The 18205-nt window shown below is 69.1% G+C and carries 17 protein-coding genes and 1 riboswitch; of the genes, 10 read left to right on the forward strand and 7 right to left on the reverse strand.

All coding sequences use genetic code 11. The features are described from left to right. Positions 1 to 44 precede the first annotated feature (44 nt). Positions 45 to 449, forward strand: coding sequence for a hypothetical protein (locus tag ACNJ7E_RS30695; protein ID WP_005246369.1), 405 nt, complete (start codon positions 45 to 47; stop codon positions 447 to 449). A 10-nt stretch (positions 450 to 459) separates the two neighbouring features. Here the strand turns inward: ACNJ7E_RS30695 and ACNJ7E_RS30700 are convergent, their stop codons facing one another. Continuing rightward, the gene (locus ACNJ7E_RS30700) at positions 460 to 1623 is read right to left on the reverse strand and encodes a sensor histidine kinase (RefSeq protein ID WP_280784447.1); all 1164 of its coding nucleotides are present in this window, start codon (positions 1621 to 1623) and stop codon (positions 460 to 462) included. Between the two features lie 46 nt (positions 1624 to 1669). On the opposite strand from ACNJ7E_RS30700, the gene ACNJ7E_RS30705 reads away from it, so the two are divergent. From ACNJ7E_RS30705 to ACNJ7E_RS30725, 5 genes are all read left to right on the forward strand, one after another. Then, positions 1670 to 2437: a TSUP family transporter gene (locus ACNJ7E_RS30705; RefSeq protein ID WP_011593477.1), complete on the forward strand. Its 768-nt coding sequence runs from the start codon at positions 1670 to 1672 to the stop codon at positions 2435 to 2437. 22 nt (positions 2438 to 2459) lie between these two features. After that, positions 2460 to 3980, forward strand: a complete 1521-nt coding sequence (locus ACNJ7E_RS30710) for a TldD/PmbA family protein (RefSeq protein WP_280784448.1) — start codon at positions 2460 to 2462, stop codon at positions 3978 to 3980. After that, positions 3977 to 5338, forward strand: coding sequence for a metallopeptidase TldD-related protein (locus ACNJ7E_RS30715; RefSeq protein WP_280784449.1), 1362 nt, complete (start codon positions 3977 to 3979; stop codon positions 5336 to 5338). The genes ACNJ7E_RS30710 and ACNJ7E_RS30715 overlap by 4 nt, the downstream gene beginning before the upstream one ends. A gap of 218 nt (positions 5339 to 5556) precedes the next feature. Continuing rightward, positions 5557 to 5763 carry a hypothetical protein gene (locus ACNJ7E_RS30720; protein WP_280784450.1) on the forward strand — a complete coding sequence of 69 codons (207 nt, stop codon included), beginning with the start codon at positions 5557 to 5559 and terminating at the stop codon, positions 5761 to 5763. Next, positions 5760 to 6107, forward strand: coding sequence for an ANTAR domain-containing protein (locus ACNJ7E_RS30725; protein WP_280784451.1), 348 nt, complete (start codon positions 5760 to 5762; stop codon positions 6105 to 6107). Before ACNJ7E_RS30720 ends, ACNJ7E_RS30725 begins: the two co-directional genes overlap by 4 nt. Here ACNJ7E_RS30725 and ACNJ7E_RS30730 read toward each other — a convergent pair. Next, positions 6076 to 7263 (reverse strand): DUF418 domain-containing protein, encoded by a 1188-nt coding sequence (locus tag ACNJ7E_RS30730; protein ID WP_280784452.1) that lies wholly within the window; start codon positions 7261 to 7263, stop codon positions 6076 to 6078. The two genes, ACNJ7E_RS30725 and ACNJ7E_RS30730, sit on opposite strands and share 32 nt — an antisense overlap. A 79-nt stretch (positions 7264 to 7342) precedes the next feature. Between ACNJ7E_RS30730 and ACNJ7E_RS30735 the strand changes: the two genes are divergently transcribed. Then, positions 7343 to 7927 (forward strand): TetR/AcrR family transcriptional regulator, encoded by a 585-nt coding sequence (locus ACNJ7E_RS30735; RefSeq protein WP_280784453.1) that lies wholly within the window; start codon positions 7343 to 7345, stop codon positions 7925 to 7927. Between the two features lie 57 nt (positions 7928 to 7984). On the opposite strand, the gene ACNJ7E_RS30740 is transcribed toward ACNJ7E_RS30735, so the two are convergent. The 3 genes from ACNJ7E_RS30740 to cobN all read right to left on the reverse strand — a co-directional run bounded on the left by ACNJ7E_RS30740 (position 7985) and on the right by cobN (position 12805). Next, positions 7985 to 8638 (reverse strand): dihydrofolate reductase family protein, encoded by a 654-nt coding sequence (locus ACNJ7E_RS30740; protein ID WP_418341714.1) that lies wholly within the window; start codon positions 8636 to 8638, stop codon positions 7985 to 7987. 136 nt (positions 8639 to 8774) lie between these two features. After that, positions 8775 to 9170, reverse strand: a complete 396-nt coding sequence (locus ACNJ7E_RS30745) for a PPOX class F420-dependent oxidoreductase (protein ID WP_283332492.1) — start codon at positions 9168 to 9170, stop codon at positions 8775 to 8777. 32 nt (positions 9171 to 9202) lie between these two features. Then, positions 9203 to 12805 carry a cobaltochelatase subunit CobN gene (cobN, locus tag ACNJ7E_RS30750; protein ID WP_280784456.1) on the reverse strand — a complete coding sequence of 1201 codons (3603 nt, stop codon included), beginning with the start codon at positions 12803 to 12805 and terminating at the stop codon, positions 9203 to 9205. 56 nt (positions 12806 to 12861) lie between these two features. Then, a riboswitch (cobalamin riboswitch) is annotated at positions 12862 to 13004 on the reverse strand. 6 nt (positions 13005 to 13010) lie between these two features. On the opposite strand from cobN, the gene cobG reads away from it, so the two are divergent. From cobG to ACNJ7E_RS30765, 3 genes are read left to right on the forward strand one after another with little or no spacing between them, the layout of a single operon-like run. Beyond that, positions 13011 to 14144, forward strand: coding sequence for a precorrin-3B synthase (cobG, locus tag ACNJ7E_RS30755; RefSeq protein WP_418341715.1), 1134 nt, complete (start codon positions 13011 to 13013; stop codon positions 14142 to 14144). 24 nt (positions 14145 to 14168) lie between these two features. Beyond that, positions 14169 to 14795, forward strand: coding sequence for a precorrin-8X methylmutase (locus tag ACNJ7E_RS30760; RefSeq protein WP_005246397.1), 627 nt, complete (start codon positions 14169 to 14171; stop codon positions 14793 to 14795). Next, a complete protein-coding gene (locus ACNJ7E_RS30765; protein ID WP_418341716.1) occupies positions 14792 to 16294 on the forward strand; it encodes a precorrin-2 C(20)-methyltransferase in 1503 nt (500 codons plus the stop codon). Before ACNJ7E_RS30760 ends, ACNJ7E_RS30765 begins: the two co-directional genes overlap by 4 nt. A 5-nt stretch (positions 16295 to 16299) precedes the next feature. Here ACNJ7E_RS30765 and ACNJ7E_RS30770 read toward each other — a convergent pair whose 3' ends face one another. Beyond that, on the reverse strand, positions 16300 to 17208 hold the full coding sequence (locus ACNJ7E_RS30770) for a serine hydrolase (protein ID WP_280784459.1): 909 nt from the start codon (positions 17206 to 17208) through the stop codon (positions 16300 to 16302). Further along, positions 17205 to 18098 carry a LysR family transcriptional regulator gene (locus ACNJ7E_RS30775; protein WP_418341717.1) on the reverse strand — a complete coding sequence of 298 codons (894 nt, stop codon included), beginning with the start codon at positions 18096 to 18098 and terminating at the stop codon, positions 17205 to 17207. The genes ACNJ7E_RS30770 and ACNJ7E_RS30775 overlap by 4 nt, the downstream gene beginning before the upstream one ends. Positions 18099 to 18205 lie beyond the last annotated feature (107 nt).

An 18205-nucleotide genomic window follows, 5' to 3' on the forward strand; every position in this document is an offset into this window, starting at 1 on the left:
CCGCGGCCACACTGGAGATGTCCCGCCGAAGTCAGGAGACAGTGATGGGCGACAACAGGCCGTTCGGGTTCGACCCCGACGATCTCGACCGCGTGATCCGTGAGGCCGGCGAGGAATTGCAGGGCGTCAAGGACCGGATCGTCAGGTTCCTGGACCAGGCGGATTCTCAGATTCCGTGGACGGGCGTGTTCGCGGACTTCGCCCGCTCGCCGCGCGGCGCGTCGAAGCCGGAAACCGCCGGCGAGACCGGTGACGGTGTGTGGGCGATCTACACGCTCGACGACGAGGGCGTCGCACGTGTCGAGCAGGTGTATGCCACCGAACTCGATGCGCTCCGCGCGCACAAGCACAACACGGATCCCCACCGGTCGGTGCGGTTCCTCCCCTACGGCGTCACCGTCAGCGTCCTCGACCAGCCGGAGGAAGCAGCGCCACCGGAGACGGAGTGACCGGGGCCGCTCAGTCCTCCAGCTCGAGCGGCAGCTCCGCGGTGACCCGCCAACTGCCGTCGGTCTGCCGTCCCGCCTCGAGGGTGCCGTGCAGGACGGCGACCCGCTCTCGCATGCCGAGCAGCCCGTTGCCCGACCCGAGCGAGAACTGTCCGGACGAGTTGCCGTTGTCGGTGATCTCGACGAGCACGTCCGTCTCGCGGCGCCGCACCCGCACTTTCGCGCGCGGACGTTCCCCGGCGTGCCGCAGCACATTCGTCAGCGATTCCTGGACCAGCCGGTGGACGCCGAGGCTGACCGCGGGGCTGATGTCGTCCAGCTCCCCCGTCAGTTCGAGTTCCACGGGCAGGCCGGCGCTGCGCATCATGTCGACCACCCGGGCGAGGCCGGCCGTGCCGTGCTGGGGCATGTCGTCGGTCGCCGGTTCGGTGCGCAACAGCGAGACGGTGCGCCGCAGTTCCGCCAGGGCCTCCCGCCCGGTGCTCGCGATGTTGGTGAGCGCCTGCTTCGCGATGTCGGGGTTGGTCTTCAGGGCGTAGGACGCGCCGTCGGCCTGCACGATCATCACGCTCACGGCGTGCGCGACCACGTCGTGCAGTTCCCGGGCGATCCGGGTCCGCTCGGCGGCCACCGCGTCCTCGGCGCGGCGATCCCGGTCGTAGTCGGCGACGACGAGGCGTGCGGCGACCTCCTCGTCGTAGGCCCGGCGGGCGCCGAGGAACTCCGCTGTGATCCAGGAGAGCGCGAAGACGAGGACGGAAAACAGTCCGGCCGCCACCAGTTCCTGTTCCAGCAACCAGATCGACAGGGCCGAATCGACGGCGAGGCCCACCGCGTACACCGCGGCCGTGCGGCGGTCGACGTAGGCGACGAGCGTATAGAGGGCAACGGCAAGGGCCAGCAGACCGGGATGTTCGGCGTCGAGGTCACCGATCGAATAACTGATGAAGGTGATCGTGATCGACGTCACCAGAACGGCACCGGCCGCCGCCCGCGGGTACTTCCGACGCCACGCGATCGGCAGGCACAGCAGGAAACCCATGACCAGCTGCACCCACGGCGAGCGGTCTCCCGACGCGGTGAACACGAACACCTCGAGGGTGAACAGGATCGCCGCCAACATCGAGTCCGCAACCGTCGGCTTTCCTCGCAGCCACAGACTGAACCTCCGCATGTGCACAGCGTAAGTACCTCAGGGTGGGTGTGGTTGAGTCTGCACCATGAATGTGGGTGACTGGGCGCTTCTTCTCACCGCCGCGACGGCCGCCGGGTGGGTGGACGCCGTCGTCGGCGGCGGCGGACTGATCCTCATTCCCGCACTGTTTCTCGTCGCACCGCAGCTGACGCCGCAGGCGGCGCTGGCCACCAACAAGCTCACCGCGTTCACCGGCACCTCCGCCGCCGTCGTCACGTTCGCGCGCCGGATCCCCATGAACTGGCGGCTGCTGGTTCCCGCCGGCCTACTCGCGGCGGTGGCGTCCGCGCTCGGCGCGGCAACGGTGTCGCGCATCGACAAGGACGTCTTCATCCCGCTCATCATGGCGGTACTCGTCGGCGTCGCCGTCTTCGTGACGATCCGTCCGCAGCTCGGGACCACGCTGGCGAAGGATCCGCCGACACGGCGGAAGGTCGTCGCAGTCGTCCTGCTGTCTGCCGGGCTCCTCGGTTTCTACGACGGCCTGTTCGGGCCGGGCACCGGAACATTCCTCATCATCAGCTTCGCCACGTTCCTCGGCACGGAGTTCGTGCGCAGCGCGGCGATGGCGAAGGTGATCAATCTGGGATCGAATCTCGGTGCGCTGGTGTTCTTCGCCGCCACCGGCCACGTGCTGTGGGCACTCGGTCTGGGTATGGCGGTCTGCAACGTGATCGGCGCGGTCATCGGTTCGCGAATGGCCTTGAGCAAGGGCGCCGGATTCGTCCGGATCACCCTGCTGATCGTGGTGATCGCGATGGTGATCCGGTTGGGTTGGCAGCAATTCGGCTGAGCGACCGACTACGGTGGTCCAGGTGACGGCTCCACGACAGGTTGATCCGGAATTCCTTGCCCTCCCCCTGCGTTCGCTGGCGGACGCGGCACTCGCCGCTGCCCGCGCGGCGGGTGCGTCGCACGCCGACCTGCGCGTGCATCGGCTGACCAGCCAGTCGCTGCGGCTGCGCGACGGTGAGGTGCAGTCGGCAGTGGACACCAGCGAACTCGGCTTCGCGGTGCGTGTCGTCGTCGACGGCACCTGGGGTTTCGCCTCGCATGCCGAGCTGACGCCGGCGACCGCCGCCGCGACCGCGGAACAGGCCGTCGCGGTCGCCCGGGCGTTGCGTGGACTGAACCGGGAGCACGTCGAACTCGCCGCCGAACCGGTGCACACGGATGTCCACTGGGTGTCCGATTACGACGTCGATCCGTTCGAAGTTCCCGCCTCGGACAAGATCTCGCTGCTCGGTGAATACTCCCGCAGGCTACTCGGATCCGACGGCGTCGACCACGTCACCGCCGGATGCCTGCAGGTGAAGGAGCAGACGTTCTACGCCGATCTCGCCGGATCGTCCATCGTGCAGCAGCGGGTGCGGCTGCATCCGCAACTCGAAGCCACCACCGTCGACCAGTCGGCCGGCGTCTTCGAGACGATGCGCACCCTCGCTCCCCCTGTCGGCCGCGGATGGGAGTACGTCGCCGGCGACGGGGTGTGGAACTGGACCGACGAACTTGCCCGGATGCCGGACCTGCTGGCCGAGAAGGTGAAGGCCCTCACCGTGGTACCCGGCCCCACCGACCTGGTGATCGACCCGACGAACCTGTGGCTGACGATCCACGAATCCGTCGGGCACGCCACCGAGTACGACCGCGCCATCGGCTACGAGGCCGCGTATGCCGGCACGTCGTTCGCCACCCCCGACAAGCTCGGCACGCTGCGCTACGGGACGCCGATCATGCACGTGACCGCGGACCGCACCGAGCGGCACGGTCTCGCCACGATCGGCTACGACGACGAAGGCGTCGAAACCCAGTCCTGGGACCTGGTGGCCGACGGGATTCTCGTCGGCTACCAGCTGGACCGGGCGTTCGCGCCCCGGCTCGGGCTGGCGCGTTCCAACGGTTGCTCGTACGCCGACTCGCCGCATCACGTCCCCATTCAGCGGATGGCCAACGTGTCGTTGCAGCCCGATCCCGACACCGACCGCAGCACCGACGACCTGATCTCCGGTGTGGAGGACGGAATCTACGTCGTCGGCGACAAGTCCTGGTCGATCGACATGCAGCGCTACAACTTCCAGTTCACCGGTCAGCGGTTCTACCGCATCCGCGGCGGGAAGCTCGACGGGCAACTCCGCGACGTCGCGTACCAGGCGACGACCACGGACTTCTGGGGTTCGATGGAGGCCGTCGGCGGCCGCTCCACCTGGCAGCTCGGCGGCGCCTTCAACTGCGGCAAGGCGCAACCCGGCCAGGTCGCGGCCGTCAGCCACGGCTGCCCGTCGGCACTCTTCCGCGGCGTCAACGTACTGAACACTCGGACGGAAGGCGGCCGATGATCGCACCGCAGCAACTCGTGGAGCAGGTCCTCGCCCGGGCCACCGTGGACGAGACCATCGTGATCGTCACCGATGCCAGCGAGGCGTCCCTGCGGTGGGCAGGCAACTCGATGACCACCAACGGGGTGTCCACGTCGCGCAGCTGGACCGTCATCTCGATCGTCCGGGCCGGCGAGGACGCGAGGGTCGGCATCGTCACGTCCGCCTCCGTCGACGCCGCCGACATCGACGGCGTGGTCCGCTCGGCCGAAATCGCCGCCCGCGCAGCCACACCCGCATCGGACGCGATGCCGCTGCTCACCGGCACCGACACCGACGAGCGGTGGGACGACTCGGCGGAGCGCACCGAGATCGGCGCGTTCGAACAGCTCGCCCAGGATCTGAGCATGGGCTTCGACGGCAGCGACCAGCTCTACGGTTTCGCCCACCACCAGCTGCACACCACCTGGCTGGGCACGTCGACCGGGATCCGGCGCCGGTTCGCCCAGCCGACCGGGTCGGTCGAGATCAACGGCAAACGCGGCGACGCCAGCGCCTGGGTGGGCACCAGCACCAAGGACTTCACGGATGTGGCCAGCGTGAAGTTGCTCCAGGACCTGTCGACGCGCCTCGACTGGGCCCGCAACCGGGTGGAGTTGCCCGCCGGCCGTTACGAGACGATCCTGCCGCCGTCCGCGGTCGCGGACCTCATGATCTACCTCATGTGGACCATGGAGGGCCGGGCCGCGGAAGAAGGGCACTCCGCCCTGTCGGCGCCCGGGGGCACCCGCATCGGGGAGAAGCTGAGTGCGCTGCCCCTCACCCTCTACTCCGATCCGGCCGCGCTCGGCGTGGAATACACACCGTTCGTCGTCACCGGGTCGTCGTCCGAATCGGTGTCCGTCTTCGACAACGGGATGGACGCGGGCCGGGTCGACTGGATCCGTGACGGCACCGTCAATGCGCTCGCGTACCCGCGGGCGGCGGCGAAGGAATTCGGCGCCGACGTGACCGTGCCCGGCGACAACCTGATCCTCGACGCCGGCGGTTCGGTGTCACTCGATCAGATGGTGGCCGAGACCGAACGCGGGCTGCTGCTGACCACCCTCTGGTACATCCGGGAGGTCGACCCCGCCACCCTGCTGCTCACGGGACTGACGCGGGACGGTGTCTACCTCGTCGAGAACGGGAAGGTCACGGGCGCCGTGAACAACTTCCGGTTCAACGAGAGCCCCCTCGACCTGCTGCGGAGGGTCACCCAGGGCGGAGCCACCGAGCGGACGCTGCCCCGGGAATGGAAGGACTGGTTCACCCGAACCGCGATGCCGCCGTTGCGTGTCCCGGACTTCCACATGTCGTCGGTCAGCAAGGCGCTCTGAGTCGCGGATCCTATGCGGACGCTCGTCTAGGTGACAGCCCGTACTGTTTCCGTTATAAATGCTGCAGACATCGCGCATATGAGATTGCTCACTCCAGAGCAGTTTCGCCGCGCATGTCATATTCAGGTCTCCAGAGAACGGGGCCGAAACTCACCGTAGCGCCGCGTGGCCGGCGCATGCGCCGAGTACGTCCCTTGCCCGTCTGACCAGGAGGTTTCATGCACTCCGATACCACCACCCGCGAACTGCTCCACGACCACACCAAGGTCACGAGACGGTTCGCTCTCGCCGACGTGGCACTGACGACGTTCGTCTGCCTCGTCTGCGCCACCGGAATCGGCATCATCACCGGTTCAGTTCTCGCCGCCGCGACAGGAGGACTGATCGTCGCCCTCGCCACGGCACTGATGGTGGCAGCGGTATGACCGCGCCCAGACATCAGCGAAGCACCACAACCCAGGAGATCACCGTGTCGAACGACGTACTCGAGGCCGCACCGCCCGCACATCCGATTCCGCACCGTCACCCCGACGGACGCGAGGTTCTCGCCACCGCGAAAGGCATCCTCATCGCCACCCGCGGTTACGGCGACGCCGAGGCGTTCGAGGAATTGCTCGACGTCTCCCGGCATCACCACGTCAGCGTGATGCGGGCAGCGAAGTCGTTGGTGGAGTTGGCGACTCGGCGACAGCCGTGCCCCTCCGTGACGACGCCCGCACCGTCGTACGCCCTCGAGTTCAAGGAATGGACGACGCTACTGGCGCGGTGACACCGTTCCTGTCCGCCCGGGTGAGACGCTGGTAGCCCCGGTGTGTGAGCCATTCGAGTGGCCCCCGATCGAACCGCCGCAACCACAGGCGTGACACGACGATCAGCGTCGCCGAGACGGCACCGAACAACACGATGGTCGCCGGAACGACGGTGGCGCCGTTCAACCGGGCCGCGAGGCCGAATCCCCAGCCGTAGCAGACGATCGAGCACAGGATGTTCTGCAGCACATAGCAACTGAGCGCAGTGCGGCCGACTCCCGAGAGCGCCCGACCGGCCGGGCCGGGTTCGCGTCCGTCGGCGTAGCGGTGCGCGATCGCGGCGAGTAGCCCCAACGCCACCACCGGAGCGGTCCCGTACCTGCCGAGGATCAGGCCTACGTCTCCGCCGAACAATCCGAGCGCGAAGTCCAGCGGAAGTGCGATTGCCAGGCCCGCGACCATCAGGCGCCGACGCAAGTCGCCGCGGTCCGGGTCGAGGACGCGCGCACCGTAGAGGTGTGCGCCGACGAGGAACAGGGCGATCGACAGCGGCAAGATGAAGAGCACCTCGAGTCGGAACAGCAACACGTGGTCGGCGCGGAAGACGACGAGATCCCAGAAGCTGCCGTCCGCATAGGGGTTCGGTGACAGCGGCTGGGGCTCCCGCGCGGGCGCCGAGGACAATGCCGCGACGACGAGGCCGAGCATCGCCGCGTGGACGGTCACGGCACACGCCACCCAGACGCGTTGCGCGCGAATGCCTGTGGTCAGGATGAAGGCGACGATCAATCCGGTGAGGGCGTATCCGGTCAGGACGTCGAACTCGGTGAACAGCAGATAATGCAGTGCTCCGTCGAGCATCAGCAGCCCCGCACGCCACGGGTAGCCGCCCGGCCACCGCCGGCCCCGTCGCTGCGCGGAGCGCTGCTGAATGACCAGTCCGATGCCGAACATGATGGTGAGCAGGCCGAGGAACTTGCCCTGCGCGAACTGCTGCAGTACCGCCTGCACCGGGGCCCATCCGCCGGTGGCTCGTCCGGTGCCGTTGATATACCCCACCAGACCCCCGACGTTGGTGAAGATCCAGATGTTGGTGGCGAGAGTGCCCAGGATGGCCGCACCGCGCATGACGTCGAGCGCGGCATAGCGGTGGGAACTCGACAGTTGCGACGTCATGCCTTCAGCCCTCCAGTACTTGTTAGTACGATCGTGCTAGCAAGCGCTCATGCTAACACGGTCGTGTTAACATGGCAGAGTGCCGAAGCTCATCGACCACGACCGACGGCAGCAGGAGATCGCCGAGGCCGTGTGGCGGGTGATCCAACGCGAGGGCATCGGCGCCGTGTCCGTCCGGGATGTTGCCGCGGAGGCCGGAATCTCGAGCGGATCGCTCCGACACGTGTTCGCCAGCAAGGCCGAACTCCTCGCCTATTCGATGCGGCTCGTCGCAACGCGTGTCCGCGAACGAGCACAGACCCACGCCTCGATCACCGACCCGTGGCAGCGCGCTCTCGCGGTGCTGGACGAAGTCCTCCCCCTCGACGACCGCCGACGCTGCGAAATGGAAGTGAACCTGGCCCTGGTCGCGGAAAGCCCCGCCCATCCCCTGCTGAAGGAGATCGCCCTCGACGCCCAACGGCAGCTCCGCGGTGCCTGCGCCGCGATCCTGACCGGCCTCGCTCAACGGGGCCTGATCGCGCCGGACATCGACGTCGACACCGAGGCGATGCGCCTGCACGCACTTGTCGACGGCGCGGCGATGCACGTTCTGCTCGGCGACACCGACACCCCGGACACCGCTCAGCGCATGATCGCCGACCATCTCCGCACACTCCTGTGACCGGTCACCGAAGATGCGGTGCCACATACCCGTTCCGCGAAGAGCCGACCCGCCCCCTCATCGCGCGGGCCGATAGCGGAGCCAGACGAGGCCGTCTTCGAAGGCACGGCTCGCGATGAGGTCGAACCGGATCGCTGCCGGTGCCGATCCGTGCCACAGACGATGTGTCCGCACACCAGGCAGCCGGGGGTGGACGAGCAGGCTCACCTCATCCAGCAACCCAGCGCCGAGCAGAACGCCGATCAGCGCACCCCCGCTATCCACCCGCACGACCTCCACACCGGCGCGCCCGCCGAGGATCTCCAGAGCAGCAGCCAGATCCACACGCTCGGTACCTGTCACCAACTCCTGCACCGGGCAGCCACCTCCGCGAGGCGGGGTGGCCTCGGCGTGCAAAGCGAGCACCTCCGACCAGTGTCCGACGTCCCGCAGCGCCTCCCACACCCAGTCGTCGACGCGTCCCCGGCTGTCGACAACGGCCAGCAGCGGCCCGCCCTCGAGCGGGCCGGGCCGGGGAGCGGCAGCCAACGCCTGCTCCTGCGCCAGAATCGTGTCCGCCCCCACCAGGGTCACGTCTTCTCGCCAGGTCGCCGCGAGTTCGTAGAACCGGCCCACATCCGGCTCGAAGCCCGTCGTGGCCCCGTCCAGGGCGACCGCAACATGAGCGACGACATTGGGACGCCCCTCCGAGTCGCGCGTATCTGTCGGCATACTCGTGACCGTAACTCGTTGGCTCGTTCAGCCGATCACGAGACCTATTGTTGCCCGCCGCCTGGACGGTTTCGGCAACCGACTGTTCGACGACGCCGCGTTCGGATCACGTTGTCGGTTCGATGGAGGCCCCTGCCTACCGGTCGTCGGCCGTGACGGCGAGCCCGATGGTGCCGGTCTTTCCTCGGCGCAGGAGGCTGCCTTTCATCGTGAGCCAGCCGAGGATGCCGTACTTGCGGGCGATCACGTCCCGCGTGTGATCGGTGTCGGTGGCGTCGAGGATGACGGCGCGGGCGGGAACCTCGGGCCCCTTCGGCTTGCCGCGAGCATCGCACGCAGCCACCGTCACCTCCGGGTTGCGGCGGATCCGTTTGACCTTGTAGGAGTCGGTGACCGTCCACATCAGCAGACGCTCACCGTCGGCGGCGGCCCAGAGCGGCGTCGCCACCGGAGTGCCGTCTTTCCGAAACGTGGTGAGCAGGACATACTTCGCGGACGACACCCGGTCGAATTCTGTGGTCACCGGCCCCATGCTAGACCGAACCGCGAAGCCCGGACGGTGGGTCAGTCCCCTTCGAGTTCGCCTTCGGTCTCGAGATACACCTGCCGCAGGCCGTCGAGGGTCTGCTGATCGGGGTGCTCCCACATGTCCCGCTCGGCCGCCTCGAGCAGGCGTTCGGCGATGCCGTGCAAAGCCCACGGGTTGGACTGCTCCATGAACTTGCGGTTCTGGTCGTCGAGCACGTACGACTCGGCGAGTTTCTCGTACATCCAGTCGGCGACGACGTTAGTGGTGGCGTCGTATCCGAACAGGTAGTCGACGGTGGCCGCCATCTCGAACGCACCCTTGTAGCCGTGGCGGCGCATCGCCTCGAGCCACCGCGGGTTCACGACGCGGGCGCGGAAAACCCGGGACGTCTCCTCCGACAGGGTTCGGGTGCGCACAGACTCCGGACGGGTGCTGTCGCCGATGTACGCCTCGGGTGACTTTCCGGTGAGCGCCCGCACGGTCGCGACCATTCCGCCGTGGTACTGGAAGTAGTCGTCGGCATCGGCGATGTCGTGTTCGCGGGTGTCGGTGTTCTTGGCCGCCACGGTGATTCGACGGTACGCGGTCCGCATGTCGTCGGCGGCGGGCGCACCGTCGAGTCCGCGGCCGTACGCGAACCCACCCCACGTGGTGTACACGTCGGCGAGGTCGGCGTCGCCGCGCCAGCTCTTGGAATCGATCAGCTGCAGCAGTCCGGCCCCGTAGGTGCCCGGCTTCGACCCGAAGATGCGGGTGGTCGCGCGCCGTTCGTCGCCGTGCTCGGCGAGGTCCGCCTGCGCATGTGCGCGCACGAAGTTGCTCTCCGCCGGTTCGTCCAACGCCGCGACAAGCCGGACGGCGTCGTCGAGCAGCGCCAGGACGTGCGGGAACGCGTCACGGAAGAAGCCACTGATCCGGACCGTGACGTCGATGCGCGGCCGGCCGAGCTCCTCGAGGTCGATCACCTCGAGGTTCACCACGCGGCGGCTCGCCTCGTCCCACACCGGCCGCACACCGAGGAGCGCGAAGACCTCCGCGATGTCGTCGCCGGAGGTGCGCATCGCGGACGTGCCCCACACGGACAGGCCCACCGAACGCGGCCACTCACCGTGATCGGACTTGTACCGGTCCAGCAACGATTCGGCCATCGCCTGGCCGGTTTCCCAGGCGAGCCGGGACGGCACGGCCTTCGGGTCGACGGAGTAGAAGTTGCGGCCCGTCGGGAGCACGTTGATCAGCCCGCGCAGCGGCGAACCGCTCGGCCCGGCGGCGATGAATCCGCCGTCGAGCGCGTGCAGCACCTGGCCGATCTCGTTGTCGGTCTCGCGAAGCCGGGGCACCACCTCGGTGGCGGCGAAACGCAGGATCTTCGCGACGGTGACATCTTCGGTGAGGGTGTCGGCGGCCTCAGGTTCCCAATCGGCGTCGTGCATCCCCTGCACCAGTGCGTGCGCCTGCTGCTCGATGTCGTCTACGCGGGTGCGGGATTCGTCGCCGTCCTCGCTGAGGCCGAGCGCCTCCCGGAGTCCGGGCACGTTCTGCTCGCCGCCCCACATCTGCCGGGCGCGCAGCATCGCGAGCACCAGTTCGACCTCGGCGTCGTCGCGGGGGGCCGCACCGAGGATGTGGAGGCCGTCACGGATCTGGACGTCCTTGATCTCGCACAGCCAGCCGTCGACGTGCAGCAGCATGTCGTCGAACACGTCCTCGTCGGGCCGTTCCTCGAGTCCGAGGTCGTGATCCATCTTGGCGGCACGCATCAGCGTCCAGATCTGCTGGCGAATGGCAGGCAGCTTGGACGGGTCGAGCGCGGAGATGTTCGAGTGCTCGTCGAGGAGCTGCTCGAGTCGTGAGATGTCGCCGTAGCTCTCGGCGCGGGCCATCGGCGGGATCAGGTGATCGACGAGCGTCGCATGGGCGCGGCGCTTGGCCTGCGTGCCCTCGCCCGGATCGTTGACCAGGAACGGGTAGATCAGCGGCAGGTCGCCCAGCGCGGCGTCGGTGCCGCACGACGCGGACATGCCGAGCGTCTTGCCGGGCAGCCATTCGAGGTTTCCGTGCTTGCCGAGGTGGACGACCGCGTCGGCGCCGAAACCGCCGGCGGCGGTTTCCGCGGCGATCCACCGGTAGGCGGCGAGGTAGTGGTGGCTCGGTGGCAGGTCCGGATCGTGGTAGATCGCGACCGGCTTCTCCCCGAACCCGCGCGGCGGCTGCACCATCAGCACGAGATTCCCGAACTGCATTGCGGCGATCACGATTTCACCGGCAGGATCCTGCGAGCGGTCGACGTACAGTTCGCCCGGCGCCGGTCCCCAGTGCTCCTCGACGCCCTCGCGCAGTTCCGCGGGCAGCGCCGAGAACCACTCGCGGTAGCGGGCGGCGGAGATCCGGATCGGGTTGCCCTCGAGCTGCTCCGCGGTCAGCCAGTCCGGGTCCTGTCCGCCGGCGGCGATGAGGGCATGGATCAGCGCGTCGCCGTCCTGGGCGGCGAGACCCGGCACGGAATCCGGCCCGTCCGCCGGGCCGAGGTCGTATCCGGCGGTCCGCATCTCGGTGAGCAACCGGATCGCACTGGCCGGGGTGTCGAGACCGACGGCGTTGCCGATGCGGGCGTGCTTCGTCGGATACGCCGACAGCATCAGAGCGATCCGGCGGTCGGATGCGGGGATGTGCCGGAGTCGGGCGTGCCGGACGGCGATGCCCGCCACCCGGGAGGCGCGCTCGGCGTCCGGAACGTAGGTGGAGAGACCGTCGGCGTCGATCTCCTTGAACGAGAACGGCACCGTGATCAGCCGACCGTCGAACTCGGGGACCGCGACCTGGGTGGCGACGTCGAGCGGCGACAATCCGTCGTCGTTGGACTCCCACGACTCACGGCTGCTGGTCAGGCACAGACCCTGCAGGATCGGCACGTCCAGCGCGGCCAGCGCGGCGACGTCCCACGCCTCGTCGTCGCCACCTGCCGAGACCCCGGCCGGCTTGGTGCCGCCGGCGGCGAGCACGGTGACCACCATCGCGTCCGCCCGGCGCAAAGTGTTCAGCAACTCCGGTTCGGCGGTGCGCAGCGACGCGCAGAAGATCGGCAGCGGGGTGCCGCCCGCCGCGTCGACGGCGTCGCACAGCGCCTCGATGTAGCGGGTGTTCCCGGCCAGGTGCTGGGCGCGGTAGTAGAGAACGGCGATCGTGGGGCGCTCCGGGTTCGCAGCGGGAGCGAACGGCGCGACGCCCCAGCTCGGCAGGTGGATCGGCGCCTCGAAACCGTGACCGGTCAGCAGCACGGTGTCCGACAGGAAGTGGTGCAGTTGGGCGAGGTTGTCGGCGCCGCCCTCGGCGAGATAGTTGTGCGCCTCCGCCGACACACCGGCGGTGACCGTCGAGCACTCCATCAGCTCGGCGTCCGGGGCGTGCTCGCCGCCGAGGACCACCACGGGCAGTCCGCTGGCCAGGACCGCGTCGAGGCCCTCTTCCCACGCCCGGCGGCCGCCGAGGATGCGCACCACGACCAGGTCGGCGCCGTCGAGCAGTCCCGGCAGATCCTCCTCGACCAGCAGCCGTGCCGGGTTGGCCCAGCGGTAGTCCGCCCCGCTGGCGCGTGCGCTGAGCAGGTCGGTGTCGGAGGTGGAGAGCAGCAGGATCACGTGTGGAGCCTTCCTGGGGGTGTCGCGCCCCGTGGCAGTGGTTCTGTGCGGAACCGTAGGTCGGAGGACGGCAGGTGAGGGTCTGGCTCGCCCACCGGTTTCGGCGAGCTCACAGTGGCGCGACCGCGCCGGATTTTCACCGGCTTCCTCTCCTGCTGTCGCAAGTGCTGGAGATGCTACCCGGGGCCGGACGTAACCTGGGACCATGGTCGACTCCCGTTCCCGCCCCGATGCATGCCCCGGCGCGCTGCAGGTCCACCAGGCCGCGGACGGTGCGCTCGCGCGGGTGCGCCTTCCCGGAGGTGTGCTGACCTCCCCCCAGCTGCAGACCCTCGCGGAATCGGCCCGCGACCTCGGGAACGGCGAGATCGAACTGACCTCCCGCGGCAACGCGCAACTGCGGGCGGTCCGCGACCCGCGGGAGTTCGCCCGGCGCCTCGCCGACGCAGGTCTCCTGCCGTCGGAGACGCACGAGCGGGTCCGCAACATCCTCGTCTCGCCGCTGACCGGCCGGATCGGTGGTCTCGCGGATCTGCGGGATCTGGTCGACGAACTCGACCGGACGTTGTGCGCGGACTCCGCGTTGGCAGACCTCCCCGGCCGCACCCTGTTCACTCTCGACGACGGGCGCGGCGACGTGTCGGCGCTCGGCGGCGATTTCGGCGTCCATGCGGTCAGCGAGACGGAGGTCGCCCTGGTTCTCGCCGGTCGCGACAGCGGCGCCCGGATCACGACGACGGAATCGGTGGCGGTGCTCCTCGACGCCGCCCGCGTCTTCCTGGAATTGCGCGATCAGCACTGGCGGCTGTCCGAGATCGCCGACGGGGTCGAACGGATCCTGTCGGCATTGACGCTCGCACCGACCGCCGACCCGGTGAGCGGGTTCGACGAGCATCGGGCACCGATCGGATGGCTGGACCAACCGGACGGCAACGTGACCCTCGGCGGCGGTCTCGCGTTCGGGATCCTCGACGCCCGGCTGGCCGAGTTCCTCGCCGCCGTCGAGAAGCCGGTGATCGTCACGCCGTGGAAATCGGTGCTGCTGTGCGATCTCGACGAGTGGTCCGCCGAGCAGGTCGTCCGGGTCCTCGCCCCGATGGGCCTGATCTTCGACGAGAACTCCCCCTGGCTGAACGTCAGTGCCTGCACCGGGCAGCCCGGATGCGAGAGGGCGCTCGCCGACGTGCGGTCCGACGCGCGGGATGCCGTCGCGCGCGGCGAACTCCCGGTGGAGGGCCGGCAGCACTGGTCGGGCTGCGAGCGGTGCTGCGGGCGACCCAAGGGGGAGGTCGCCGACGTCGTCGCCACGGAGACGGGTTACCGGGTGGAGGAGCCGTGACCGCGGTGCCTCTATCGTGAGCGAATGATCGAGTACATCCGAGACGGCGCGGAGATCTACCGCCAGTCCTTCGCCACGATCCGCGCCGAGGCGGATCTCAGTGCCTTTCCCGAGGACGTCTCGCAGGCCGTGGTCCGCATGATCCACGCGAGCGGTCAGGTCGACCTCGTGGACGACGTCGCGTTCACCCCCGGCGTCGTGAAGGCCGCCCGCGCGGCGCTGGCGGGCGGCGCCCCGATCCTGTGCGACGCGCAGATGGTGGCGGCAGGCGTCACCCGGAAGCGTCTCCCCGCAGACAACGAGGTGCTCTGCACCCTGCGCGACCCCCGGGTCCCGGTGCTGGCGGAGCAGATCGGGAACACCCGCTCTGCGGCCGCGCTCGAATTGTGGGGCAGCAAACTCGAGGGTGCCGTCGTCGCGATCGGCAACGCCCCGACCGCCTTGTTCTACCTGCTGGACATGATCGAATCCGGTGCACCCCGGCCCGCCGCGATCGTGGGCGGTCCGGTCGGTTTCATCGGTGCCGCGGAGTCGAAGGAAGCGTTGATCGAGCACCCGAGCGGACTCGACTATCTGGTGGTCCGCGGCCGCCGGGGTGGCAGTGCCATCACGGCTGCGGCGCTGAATGCGATTGCGAGCGAGGTCGAATGAGCTCCGAAGAGCGCGTGACCGGCAAACTGTGGGGCGTCGGCATCGGACCGGGTGACCCGGAACTGGTGACGGTCAAGGCCGCGCGGGTCATCGCCGAGGCCGATGTGGTGGCGTTCCACAGCGCCCGGCACGGCAAGAGCATCTCCCGCGCGGTCGCGGCGCCGTACCTGCGTGAGGGACAGATCGAGGAGCACCTCGTCTACCCCGTCACCACCGAGACCGTCGACCATCCCGGCGGTTACCAGGGGGCAATGGACGAGTTCTACGAGGAGGCGTCGCAGCGACTCGCCGCCCACCTCGACGCCGGCCGTTCGGTCGCGCTCCTCGCGGCGGGCGACCCGCTGTTCTACAGCTCCTACATGCACATGCACAAGAGATTGGCGCAGCGCTTCGAGGCGGAAGTCATTCCCGGGGTCACGTCGATCAGCGCCGCATCCGCCGCACTGGCGATGCCGCTGGTCGAGGGCGAGGAAATCCTGACCGTCCTGCCCGGAACGCTGCCGCCCGGCGAGCTGACGCGGCGCCTGCGGGAGACCGACGCCGCCGCCATCCTGAAGCTCGGACGCACCTACCCGGCCGTCCGGCAGGCGTTGAAGGACTCCGGCCGCATCGACGAGACGTGGTACGTCGAACGGGCCAGCACGACCAGGCAGAAGATCGACGCCGCCGACGACGTCTCGGACAGCGACGTCCCCTACTTCTCGATCGCCATCGTGCCCAGCCCGACGAACGCCCGCCGCGACGACGCGGCACCGCAAGGCGAACTCGTCGTCGTCGGGCTCGGTCCCGGCGATCAGGCCTGGACGACACCGGAAGTGCAGCACGAACTGTCGCTCGCCACCGACCTCGTCGGCTACGGCCCCTACATCGACCGGGTCCCCGAACGTCCCGGCCAGCGCCGCCACTCCAGCGACAACCGCGTCGAGGCCGAACGCGCCGCGATGGCACTCGACCTGGCGAAGAACGGCGCCCGCGTCGCCGTCGTGTCGTCCGGCGACCCGGGTGTGTTCGCGATGGCCGCCGCGGTGCTGGAAGTCGCGGCCGAGGAGCAGTGGCGCGGCGTCCCCGTGCGCATCCTACCCGGCATGACCGCCGCGAACGCCGTCGCGAGCCGGGTCGGCGCGCCCCTCGGGCACGACTACGCCGTCCTGTCGCTGTCGGACCGGCTCAAGCCGTGGGACGTGGTGGCGCAGCGCATCTCCGCGGTCGCGAGCGCCGACATGGCCTTCGCCGTCTACAACCCGGCGTCGAAGTCACGCACCTGGCAGGTCGCCGCGATGCGCGACCTGGTTCTCGAGCACCGCTCCCCCGACACCCCGGTGATCATCGGCCGCGACGTGGCCGGCGCGCAGGAGTCGGTGCGGGTCGTGCGGCTCGCGGACCTCGACCCGGCCGAGATCGACATGCGGTGCCTGCTCATCGTGGGCTCCTCCATGACGACCGTCGTCGAGAACGAACACGGGACCAGGGTGTTCACGCCCCGGCGTTATCCGGGCTGAGTACCTCAGTCGACGCGGCCGGAGCGGAGTTCGGTCACCGCGATCCGGGCGGCGTGCCCGATCGCGGCATCGACCACCGGTAGTACGGGATCGGTTCGGGCGGCGCGGGTGAAGACGGCGACCGCGACGGGAATCTCACCGGGAAACGTCACGACGGCCACCTCGTTGCGGATGGCGCCGATGGTTCCGGTCTTCCCGGCAACGTCCACCTCGGAATACGGGAACCCGGACCGGATACGGTGCTGCCAGATCTGCGCGGACATCACGTGCCGGACGAACTCGCCCTGCGGCCCGGGCACCGCCCTTCCGGTCCAGATCGCGTCGAGAAGCGAGGTCATTTCCCGCGGAGTCGTCGCGCTCGCATACGACGGGTCGTAGGCGGACACGGTCCACGCCTCGTCATTGTCGGCCAGCGCCGCGAATGCTTCCGCGGTGGTGTGCGCATGGGCGTCGATCACCAGGCTGCGGTGCGCATCCGCTGTGCCGCCGAGGATGCGCGTGCTCGTCATGCCCAGCTCGGACAGTATGCGCTCGACGCTCGCCAGTCCCACCTGCCCGAGGACGAGGTCGGCGGCGGCGTTGTCGGACACGGTCATCATCGACATCGCCAGATCCCGCCAGCTCAGCACGACGGGATCACGGAACGTCGACACCCCCGTCGGCCCCGGAGTGCAGTCGGCCGGATTGACCCGGACGGTCGCGGTCGGCGACAACTCCCCGGATTCGAAAGCACGGCACAGGGCTACGAGTAGCGGAAGTTTGTAGACCGACGCCAGAACCACGAGGTCGTCCGCGCCGACCGCGATGTCACCCGCGTCGCCGGTCGGGGTCCCGACGCGGCGGGCGTGCAGCCATCCGGTGCACCCGGCGTCGGCGAAGACGTCACGGATCCGCTTCGCCGCCGGCGGGGTCATCGATCGGCCCTCAGCAGCACCCGGTCGAGGGCGGCAGCGGACGGTGCGACGTCGGTCCCCGATCGCCAGACGATGCGCAGACGCAGCGCGAGGTCTTCGCGCAGCAGATCGACCCAGGCCACACCCGGCATCACCGTCGGTGCCGTCGCCGTCACCCCGAAATGACCGCCCGCGGCCACGTGCGTGAGAATCTCTCGCGGACCCGGTGCGATCACGATGCCCGGGTCCAGCCCCCGGACCCGCCACAAGTCGACGAACAGGTCGTGGGCAGGTGGATTGTCCGAGCGTGGACCGGTGGCCAACGCCAGCCCGCGCAGCATCCGGACCTGTGCCTTCTTCGCGACCGCGGCCGGGTGGTCGTCCGGCACCACCACCCACCGCCGAAGCTTCAGCACCGGCCCGCTGTCGAGACCGGTGAGCAGAGCGGGATGCTCGACCACGGCGACGTCGAGACTGCCCGTACGGACGGCGTCCACGAGTTCGGTGGTGGGCGCCGTGGTCGTCACCACCCGGGTGGGCCGGGTCTCGTCCGCGTCGCGAAGGGCACGGACACACCGCACCACCACACCGTCGGCCACCGAGTGCGGGACACCCCATCGCACCACCGCGTCGCGACCGCCGGCGATGCGGTGCGCTTCGTCCTCGAATCGGGCGGCGTCGGCGACGAGAAGTCGCGCACGCGGGAGCAATTGGCGTCCGGCGTCGGTGAGTCCGACTCCGCGGGCACTGCGCTGGACCAGCTCCGCGCCGAGTCGCTGTTCGAGCCGCCGCACTCCCTGTGACAGCGGCGGCTGCGTCATCCCGAGCCGGGATGCGGCGTTGCCGAAATGTCCCTCCTCCGCAACGGCGACAAAGAAACTGAGGTGGCGGAGCAGGTCCATGGCGACCATTGAACCAGTTCCGACCGCCCACGTCGGGCGACGCCACCGTTTCCCTGACATAAAACGTTGTCCTGAACTGGGGTGATAGCGCACCCGACTCGCGACGACGCCGCTTT

Source organism: Rhodococcus mengyinensis, assembly GCF_048381435.1.
In the GTDB taxonomy this organism is placed as follows: Bacteria; Actinomycetota; Actinomycetes; order Mycobacteriales; family Mycobacteriaceae; genus Rhodococcus_F; species Rhodococcus_F opacus_D.